This window comes from Vibrio sp. R11-SG3-ISO3-SZ (assembly GCF_059834345.1).
Genome location: NZ_JCBDGX010000079.1, coordinates 38,328 through 48,103, shown reverse-complemented (window position 1 = coordinate 48,103; position 9,776 = coordinate 38,328). Strand labels below are relative to the sequence as shown.

Genomic DNA, 9,776 nt, shown 5'->3' with positions numbered 1-9,776 from the left:
AACCCACAACCCACAACCCACAACCCACAGTCTCAAAAATGTGCAGCCGAACTCTGCACCGTGGGATAAGAGCGTGATTGCTTAATTAAATGGAGAGCGCCAGTAATTAACACTCAGCAGCGCAAGCTGAATCAAGTTTTCGTAAACGCAGAGACATCGACATCAAGGCAAAACCGCATGCCAATATCGCACCGCCAATCGCGACGAAAATCGTGCCATCGGCGAAGTTGTCGGTGGTGACAGCAAACAGCGCCACGATGACGCCCAGCGCCGTCATTGCTTTCCCCATAAAAATGCCGTTGGCGTGATCAATCGGCGTTTGTTCTTGCGAGGAAATCGGAGTGTGGATTCGCTCACTCACAGTGTGATTGAAATAGGGGCGTTTGGTCATCAAAGCGGTAGAAAGGAAAAAGCCACCAGTGACGATCACATGCGCCAGGAGACTGCACACCACCATCATATCAACACTTTCTCTGTGATTGAGCGGGCCGATGAAAGGCTCAAGCCAATGAACATCGAACACAAAATGCATCCAAGCGGAAACCAGAATGCCGACCAGAACCGTTGCCCAGCCAGACCAAGGTGGCGTACGTAAGTTGAGCATGGCCAATAGCGAGGGAATCGACATCGGCATGTGCAGCAAAGCAGAGAAGATCATCATGATGTCGAACAGGCTGTAGTCTTCGATACGAGCAAACAACAGTGCTACGCCGCAAGCCAACAGACCGGTCACGACTGTGGCGATTTTACCTAGACGCATCTGTTGCTCGCTGCTCGCGTGCGGATTGATCAAGGAAAGATAGACATTGTTGACTACAATGCCGGCGTTGCGATTGAGCGCAGTGGTCATCGGAGACACGGTCGCCGCTAACATCGCCACCATTACGAGCCCCAGTAGTCCTTGTGGCATATAGTGTTCGATATAGTAAAGGTAGGCGGCGTTGTTGGCTCCACCTCCGAGCTCTGGGTAGCTCAAGCCCAAATCAATATTGAGTGAAGCAACAAACCAAGGCGGGGCAAACCAAAGCAGCGGTGCGATGAGAAACAGCGCGCCAGCCAGCAACGCCGATCGTGATGCTTCTTTCTCATTGCTGGTGGTGAGGAAGCGATAGCTGCTGAGGGCATTATTAGTGGTTAGGGTTTGTTTCAGCAGCATGATGGCCACCCAAGCAATGAAAATCTGCCAGGTGTGCATGCTCTCGCCCATGACGGTGTTTGACAAAGATTCAACCGGTAGGCTCACGACGTGCTTGGCCGCAGTGGCCCCAACGACCATGGTGATAGTGACCAACAGCACCAGTTGGATCACATTGGTCGCAGAGACCGTCCAAACCCCTCCGGTAAGGGCAATAAAGGTCACCAGCAGAGAAATAGAGACGATGGTGACATCGATACTAATGCCAAAGGTCGCCGACAAAAAGGCGCCCAATCCATTAATCCAAATCGCTGCGCCAATCAGTGTGATGGGAAAACTCGACCAAGTGAAGACTTGCTCAGACAACTTGTCAAAACGCAGACGCACCACATCCATCGCTGTAGCAACCCTTAAGCGGCGGTAACGCGACGCAAAAAAGAGCGCTGAGACAAAAAAGCCTAACGCATTGCCCCAAAAGACAAACATGATGCTGAGACCATCTTCAAACGCTTTGGCTGCCGCGCCAGTAAATGTCCATGCCGAAAACTGCGTCATGAAGGCGGTGGCGCCCGCCATCCACCACGTCATTGCGCCATTGCCTTTAATAAAGCCGTCGGCATTGGAAGCGTGGCGTTTGAACGCGTTGGTCACGATCAGTAAGAAAACGAAATAGAGCGCAAGTACGAACCAGTCGAGATGTGTCACAAGGGAACCTAACTATAAAAGAGGGAGTGAAGTTTTTTAAAACTGCGTTTCACTTGATATTGTACGACAAGATTGGCCTGCATTGGGAGAGCTGGATCATATTTGCTGAGTCAAGTAAGTGAATGAAACGGCTGCACGTAAGTATGGAAAGAGGTGATGTTACCCGCAGACACTTCAGTTATCTCCTCTGAATTGATGCGCCTATTGAGGTAGGATAGTGGTACTGTCTTTCAAACTTTGGATATTCGCCGTGCATCGCCCGACCCCGTTAGAGGTACTCAATTCTGTATTTGGTTACGATCATTTTCGTCATCAGCAACAATCGATCATCGAGACGTTAGTTGAAGGTGGTGATGTGCTTACCTTGATGCCGACCGGTGGGGGAAAGTCGCTCTGCTACCAAATTCCAGCCATTGTGCGAGAAGGCGTGGGAGTGGTTGTGTCGCCGTTGATTGCCTTGATGAAGGATCAGGTTGATGCATTAGCGCAAGTCGGTGTGGCCGCTGCCTACCTCAACTCCACATTAGATCGCTATGAACAGCGTGAAGTTGAAGATCAGATTCGACGTGAAGAGATTCAGCTTCTCTACATCGCCCCAGAGCGTTTGATGATGCCGCAAACCCTCGACTTGCTCTCCGAGTGCCGCGTATCGCTCTTTGCGATTGATGAGGCACACTGTGTGAGCCAATGGGGACATGATTTCCGACCAGAATATCAACAGCTTTCTGTTTTACATCAACGCTTTCCGAACGTGCCGCGCATTGCACTTACCGCAACGGCTGATAAGCGTACGCAGCAAGAGATCATCAGTCAGCTAGCGCTTCAATCGGCCCAAGTGTTTATCCACAGTTTTGATCGCCCCAATATTTGCTACTACGTCAGTGAGCCAAGCAATGCAAAGAATGACTTGTGGTCATTCATCTCTGCGCATCACGCGAACGATGCGGGCGTCATCTACTGTCTATCGCGTAAAAAAGTGGAAGAGACAGCAGAGTGGTTAGCGAGCAAAGGTCGAACCGCATTGGCGTATCATGCCGGAATGTCGGTTGAAAAGCGCAATGAGCATCAACAACGTTTTCTGCGTGAGGAAGGCGTGATCATCGTCGCGACCATTGCGTTTGGTATGGGCATCGATAAACCCGACGTGCGTTTTGTCGCTCACTTGAGTTTACCGAAAAGCTTGGAGTCCTACTATCAAGAGACGGGGCGCGCGGGCCGAGATGGCGAACCCGCCAATGCTTGGATGGCCTACGGGATGCAAGATATGGTGATGCAGCGCCAGATGGTAGAAAGCTCAGAGGGTAGTGACGCCTATAAACAAGTGCAAATTCAAAAACTGAATGCCCTGCTTGGTTACTGTGAGTTGGTGACGTGCCGCCGGCAAACCCTTCTCGCTTACTTTGATGAGCAGATGAAGGAGCCGTGTGGCCACTGCGACAACTGCCTGACGCCGCCAACCACTTGGGATGGCACAGAGGCGGCTCAAAAGGCGTTGTCGACGGTATACCGATGTGAGCAGCGTTTTGGTGTCACATATCTTATCAATGTCTTGTTGGGCAAGCGCGACGATCGCATTGAACGATTCGGTCACGACAAGGTGTCCACCTTTGGAATTGGCACCGAGCTCAATGCCAATCAATGGAAAGGCGTCTTTCGTCAACTCATCGCTATGAATTACCTACGGGTGGAAGGTGAGTACAACCGTTTAGTGCTCACGCCGCAATGTCGTCCCATCTTAAAAGGCGAGCAGAGTGTCCAGTTGCGAGCACTGCGCAAAGCGAAGTCGAACCAATCGACGAAATCGAGCGCCGCAGAGTCGTTGTCTCCTTCAGATACGGATCAATTTCTTGCTTTGAAAGCCGTACGTGCTCGCTTAGCGAAAGAGCAAAACGTGCCAGCGTATGTCATCTGTCAAGATGTCAGTTTGAAAGCCATGGCCAAAGCTCGGCCCCAAACATTGGATCAGCTTCGTCAGATTTCAGGGTTTGGTGATACCAAAGTGAGTCAATATGGTGAAGCGCTGTTAGGCGTAATGGAAGATAAACCTGTTGAGCTGCGCCGCTTGAACGATACCGAGCAACAGTCGGTTGAGCTCTTTCACCAGATGGCGTCGGTTGCGAGTGTCGCTGCCCACCGTCAACTGGCCGAGACCACGATACAGAGTCACCTCAGCGCCGCCATTGAGAGCGGGGCGTGCCAACTCGAACAATTAGTGGAACTTAGCCCTGATGCGCTCAGCGACATTGAACAGAAAGCGACTGCGCTTAACAGCATCAATGAAAACAAGTTAAAGCCTTTGTTTGAAGCGTTCAATGAACAATACGACTATGGCACGCTGCGCTACGTACTCGGTCATATGAAGCATAAGCTAAGCCAACAAGCCGTTGAGGCTCAGTGAGCTTAGTCTGCTTGCTTATCATCTATCAGCGATTTTAACGTACTGACAGAAGTAGGGATCAGTCCGACTTTTAAGCCAAATGGTTTGAACACCTTGTTGAGAATCTCTGTGTTGTAGCTGCCCCGATCATTCTCTATATCTGAGACTGTTTTTCTTGAGACATCGACAAGTCTTGCGAATACATCCTGTTTGAGTCCCAGTATATTAATGCGTAAACTTTTCAACGCTTGGCCTTGTGTTAGCTCTCCAAGCAATAAGTGTTTGATGATTTTGTTTGCTTCTCTTTTGCGTTCTGCTGCACTGACTGCTTTGGCGTTTTTTGAAGTTTTCGATCTCGTCGGAGTATTAAGTTGCGATCGTTCTTTGGTCGAATGAGTTGCATTCGTCCCAGTCTTGGGCTGATGTTGATTTCGCTTTGCTCTTAGACGAGCAACTGTATCTTGTACGGACTCTTTATTGCTTGGCTGATTCATAGTAGCCCCCATTTAGTGAGCTTTTCTGATATATGATTAAATCCAACGGCTGGCATCTCTAAGATTTGTTCTGGCACTCCTCGTAATGCTAGTCTCTGCTTTAAGTCAATGCATTTACTTGCTGTAACCTCTAGCTCTTGTAATAACACTTCTTTTGGCACGAGATCAGATAAGGTGTCCGCTATTCCTACGAAGTCGTAAGTGCCGCCAACCTCTAGTGGGGCTTTCCATTTTGTTGTTCTTGGAATGCCTTCAGGATCCGCTTTCATTGGTGCGAAGTCGTATACGGGAGCAAGCTTTATGACTCCATCACCTTTTAAGAATGAAGTGTTTCTGCCATGGTTATCACTATTACCAAACAATATGTTGAGCAGATCTCTCTTCACCCACTCAATGACGAAAGCTTGAGTATCAAACCTATACCCTTGGTGTTTAACCATATTGCTTTCAGTCATTTTTTCTATAAGAGTTCGGATTGTTGTTTCGTGATCAAGAGTGACTCCAGCGCCTTTGTTCAAAATGGAATACACAGATTCCATACCAAATCTTTCGATTTGTTGATCAATAACTTGAACATCAAATCGAGGAAGCCACAAGGAAGGGTAGTTTAATCCTTCCTCCAAGCGCATGCCGTCGGTGGAGATCGTTTCAACTCCCATTTCTGCTAGCTCGTGGTAGAAGTAGAACTCAGCTCTTAGAATATTACAGTCGATGGTGCTTCTTGAGCCTCTAGGGTACTTTACTAAGTAATGTAAGTCGTGGTTGCTATTGTCATCTTGGTATGGATCAATCCATATTTTTTCGCTGCCCGATCCATGATCGAAACCGCATCGGAGGACCAGTTTTGGCGCTTCACCTCCAGCCCCTGTTGCACCACCTGCGGCGGCCCCTCTTTGCTGTGCATAGTCGAGGAAATCACCAGCTCGATTTTTAACATCATCAACAGAGAAGTAGAGGTTGTCTGCTACTTCGTAGCGCTCAGGAAGAGAGTCTTTTACTCTTAAGTTACCAATAGGAGACATTGTGCCAAACTTGAGCAAAACATAGTCTTGTTCATTAGAACTAAGGTCGTCAATATCTAGGTGTTTGACCCAGTATCGTCTACTCGCACCACTAGGCATAATATCGTCTAGAAACGTTAACCATCCAGGTTTACCCATGTCATTAAAAAAGAATGAGACAGGGTGGTTTAGTGAAACAGCGTGAAAGTCATCTTTATCGTGATGTTCTAGCGCATAGTCGCTGAGGTAGTTGAGTTCAGTCACTCGGAAATTATGTTGGCTACTTTTAGGGAATGAGATGATACCAATATCTATCCATTCACCTCTGATAAAAGCTTGTACGGTTAGTTCTTCCATTGACAACACCTCTACTTATCAATGAGTAAAACTTTACTCGTAAAGTCGTTTTTTTTCAAGCAGTGAGTAAAATTTTACTCATTAATATGCAGATAGACTATTTATGAGTAAATGATTACTCGTAGAGCGTAAGTCAAAATTATTGATGAGCAGAATGGATTGTTTTAGCTATGAAAGCTGCGATAGGGGCGAGTTAATTGCCAAATACCAGATGAGGATATCTTTAGATAGCGCATTTTTAGTACCAACTTTTAGTACAAGTGGTACACGAACGAAAAATAAAAACAAAAAAAGGCGGTAAGTCAATAACTTACCGCCTTTCCAAACGTTTGGTGGAGCTGGCGTCATCTGAATCTTGTGTTTAAGCATTTGTTTTAATTGGTTTTGTTTGATTTGGTTTTAAGTCTTGGTACATCCTTTGGTACAAAAAGTTGTAGCTAGGAGAAAATTAATGATTTTTGTGGGATGTGATCAGTGCCAAAGTAATGGTGGTAATTAAAAACAGTTGTCTTTGATGACTCGAAGCTACACCATATAAAAGATATGGAACTTGTGTCACTGAAAAGTCGGCATTGGTGCGAGTATTGTTGTCTTTAATCTTTGGCACGTAGATGAGAATCGGGTTAATGGCTGATATCCGCGAACAGAAACTGCTGTACCACATTACAAGTGTTGATAATTTGGCATCAATTCTAGAGCACGGTTTGAAACCGAGAGCTGCTCTCCGTGTTTTTGATGATGTTGCAGACCAGGAGATTTTGGAAGGACGGCAAGTCTTCAATTTGAATCAGTATGTGCCATTTCATTTTTTTGCTGGCTCTCCATTCGATGGAGCTGTCCATATTGGTTATCCTCAAACCGATTTTGTGCTGATCACCGTTCGAAGAGCGCTTGCACGAGCTAGAAGCTGGGTAATTATTCCTAGGCATCCACTGGCTACTGAGGGGGTAGAAGTTCTTGACTATGACCAAGGTATTGAGCGGATCAATTGGGGCGCGATGAATCGCCGAGAGTATCATGATGAGGAATCAAAGAGCGTATGTATGGCAGAGTGCCTGTCTCCCAGGGTTGTTCCTGTCGATTACTTTTTCAAGATTTATGTTTCCAATGAGCGCGTAGCGCAAACTGTTAAAATGTTGCTTCGAGACAAAGGGATTAAGCTTGATGTTGATGTAAATCGTGGGATGTTCTCACGATAGGGCCGTCTATATGGAATGGTGCTTCTTCGGCAGTCGATGAAGCACCATTCAGGCAATTAAACCGCAGCGGTCTTATCCAGCCAGCTTTCATCTTGAAGGCGTCGAAGTGCGGCTTTGATATGTGCTGGCTTCATCCTTGCCTTACGTTCACTCCATGCATGTACTTTCTTAATGACTATATCTGGGTTGACTTCATCTTGTGAGCATTCTTGTGTCGCCACCCAATGAACAGTTGATAGTAGCTCCATACCATAAGGTGATTCAAAACCGTCAACAAGCTTGGTGACATCATCAAAGTGCTGTTTGGTCTCGGGGTGCGTAGACAAGAAAGACTGTGCATCATCTATCGCTCCATCTTTTAATTGAATAGGAGTATCTGGCTTAATAACGCCATCGGCGTATCCCGATATGAAATGTCCTTCCATTCTTTCGAGCACATGACGCAACACATCAGCGTAGGGGCCATATAGGTGTTTTTGAAACTGCACCTTATTCAACTTTTCCCCAGACGCAGTCAAGAAGTAAACCAGCTTTTGAATTTCCAACAACGATAGCTTGTAGTGTAAGCCTGTCGTTAAGTATTCGTTGATTAACCCAATGACAGCAGCTCGACCTATTGTCATTCTTGGCTTTCGAGTGTGGTTGACCATTTGCTCTGCTTGTGGGGCATCTTGAGGTGGATAGATTCGCCATTCAACATCAGGCATGTCAGACAGCGCCGAGTGGATTTCTCGCTCAACGTCAGACCAAGGCAGCCCGCCTAAGCCACTGCCAAGAGCTGGAATGGCAACCGAAGTCAGTTCCAACTTTTGAGCCTCCTGCTTGAGTGCTACTAAGCCCTCACGGATATACTCCAGCTTCGATTTTCCTTTCCAGTGCGCTTTGGTTGGAAAGTTGATGATGTAGTAAGGGGCGCTGATTGACTGAGTCGAAACTGCTAACACTTTGCCCGTAGTCAACTCGTCGTTGTCACATGCAGCTTTGTAAGCTTTGAAGTTTTCAGGGAACGCCTTCTTGAATTGCAAAGCAAGCCCTTTGCCCATAACGCCGACTGTGTTGACGGTGTTAACAATGGCATCTGCTTGATCGTGAAGGATGTTTCCTTTGGCATATGAAATCATGTTGGACTACTCGATTAGTAATACCACTCGGGTTTAACTAAAATCTCAGGTTGATGGTTTGAGTTTGCAATGAGCTTCTTAGCTCTTTCAGCTAATTCTGGCGTTTTTACACCAATCTGTCGAATGCAATTCCACGATACTGAGTTGTGCGCCAAAAACTCAGCTTGCTTCTCTTCCTTGAACTCTTGCCAGTACTTTGCGTGGATTTTTTTGAAGTCGAGTTCATTCAACCTTGAAAAGTCTTCGATCTGTTCAGCAAAGGCTAGGTCAGCATGAATGTCGGTAAAAAAACATTGAGGGTTGCTTGCTGTGATAGTGTCTACATCGCTGATGAGGTGAAGAATCTGCTCCTGCCCGCCATGATAGTCCTCATGGCCTTGATGTATGACATACAGCATCACAGAGCGAGGGCAGAAGTTGAAGGGAACGTACTCACCTATGGTTCCACCAGCTGCCACAGAGACCGGATGCTGTAAGCGACGTTGCTTTATGTGGTTGTACCCTATGTTTTCGTTATCGAGTTGGCGCTGAATACGGTTTGAGTCTGACCACAGGCAACCCTCAGACATGATGCCCGGAAGATTGTTGATATGGGTGATGTGGGAGACCTTTACTACCATCAAACTTGCCTTTGTTTAGGTTGCTAAATTTCCTTGAGTACAGCCATTTAAACTCAATTTTTCGCTGAAATACAACCGTTTTGAGAGGCTTAATTCTACTTAACTCAATGTGCATCCATACACATGCGGTGGTTATTATAGAGCAGTTAGTCAGGTTGTAGTGTTCCAGGGAAAATTTGATCATTTGATACTGAGGTAATTCTCTATATCGATATTTTCAGACCTGTTGGTATCGTTTGGCGACCAACGCTTATACTTTTCAAATTTCTTGCGAATGTGCTTTTGAAGCGGTGTTGGCTGGCGATTGATTTCTGTTTCATGAGACTCTTTCATTGTTCTTTGGCATAGAGCTTGAGAAATCAGGTTGGTACCTACAGCGGCAGTTACGATTGGTATGACCCAAATTACGATAAAGGTAGATGCTTCCCAAAGAGCTTCAAACATCTTTATTTCAGCAAGGGAGTTATAGATGGTGGTTGTTATATCGGTCTCTTGAATGTGTGTGGTGAGTGGCTCAAAGTTAATCTCCTCAAAGAATTTGATAATCGTTAGCAAAAATCCGGAATGAAAGATAAGCCACAATCCCCCCTTGGTTTGAATCTTTTTTCTCAGCTCTTTGGTGGGACGGCTATTTAGAAATAGATAAATTGAATAGATTGCGAACATGCTGTGGAAGAAGAAGAATGCTAAGATGCTTGTAAGCAAGATTGTTATTGCAACGGTCATTATTGATTGTTGAGTCGTCTGTTGAATAGAAAGGTGCGGTT

At 46.3% G+C, this 9,776-nt stretch carries 8 protein-coding genes; 2 read left to right on the top strand and 6 right to left on the bottom strand.

The features are described 5' to 3' along the window. Window positions 1-106: 106 nt before the first annotated feature. Window positions 107-1,840 (bottom strand): sodium:solute symporter family transporter, encoded by a 1,734-nt coding sequence (locus AC6R1O_RS10485; protein WP_500656966.1) that lies wholly within the window; start codon window positions 1,838-1,840, stop codon window positions 107-109. Window positions 1,841-2,057: 217 nt separating this feature from the next. Between AC6R1O_RS10485 and recQ the strand changes: the two genes are divergently transcribed. Then, the gene (gene recQ / locus AC6R1O_RS10480; RefSeq protein WP_500656965.1) at window positions 2,058-4,238 is read left to right on the top strand and encodes a DNA helicase RecQ; all 2,181 of its coding nucleotides are present in this window, start codon (window positions 2,058-2,060) and stop codon (window positions 4,236-4,238) included. A gap of 2 nt (window positions 4,239-4,240) precedes the next feature. Here recQ and AC6R1O_RS10475 read toward each other — a convergent pair whose 3' ends face one another. Together AC6R1O_RS10475 and AC6R1O_RS10470 are read right to left on the bottom strand one after the other, a co-directional pair. Next, window positions 4,241-4,723 (bottom strand): helix-turn-helix transcriptional regulator, encoded by a 483-nt coding sequence (locus tag AC6R1O_RS10475; protein ID WP_500656964.1) that lies wholly within the window; start codon window positions 4,721-4,723, stop codon window positions 4,241-4,243. Next, the gene (locus AC6R1O_RS10470) at window positions 4,708-6,069 is read right to left on the bottom strand and encodes a type II toxin-antitoxin system HipA family toxin (RefSeq protein ID WP_500656963.1); all 1,362 of its coding nucleotides are present in this window, start codon (window positions 6,067-6,069) and stop codon (window positions 4,708-4,710) included. The genes AC6R1O_RS10475 and AC6R1O_RS10470 overlap by 16 nt, the downstream gene beginning before the upstream one ends. A gap of 626 nt (window positions 6,070-6,695) precedes the next feature. Here AC6R1O_RS10470 and AC6R1O_RS10465 point away from each other — a divergent pair. After that, a complete protein-coding gene (locus AC6R1O_RS10465; protein WP_500656962.1) occupies window positions 6,696-7,268 on the top strand; it encodes a DarT ssDNA thymidine ADP-ribosyltransferase family protein in 573 nt (190 codons plus the stop codon). Between the two features lie 56 nt (window positions 7,269-7,324). Here AC6R1O_RS10465 and darG read toward each other — a convergent pair whose 3' ends face one another. The 3 genes from darG to AC6R1O_RS10450 form a co-directional block, all read right to left on the bottom strand. Beyond that, window positions 7,325-8,389, bottom strand: coding sequence for a type II toxin-antitoxin system antitoxin DNA ADP-ribosyl glycohydrolase DarG (gene darG / locus AC6R1O_RS10460; RefSeq protein ID WP_500656961.1), 1,065 nt, complete (start codon window positions 8,387-8,389; stop codon window positions 7,325-7,327). A gap of 14 nt (window positions 8,390-8,403) precedes the next feature. Beyond that, the gene (gene darT, locus AC6R1O_RS10455; protein WP_500656960.1) at window positions 8,404-9,009 is read right to left on the bottom strand and encodes a type II toxin-antitoxin system toxin DNA ADP-ribosyl transferase DarT; all 606 of its coding nucleotides are present in this window, start codon (window positions 9,007-9,009) and stop codon (window positions 8,404-8,406) included. Window positions 9,010-9,189: 180 nt separating this feature from the next. Beyond that, window positions 9,190-9,735, bottom strand: coding sequence for a hypothetical protein (locus AC6R1O_RS10450; RefSeq protein WP_500656959.1), 546 nt, complete (start codon window positions 9,733-9,735; stop codon window positions 9,190-9,192). Window positions 9,736-9,776: the final 41 nt, after the last annotated feature.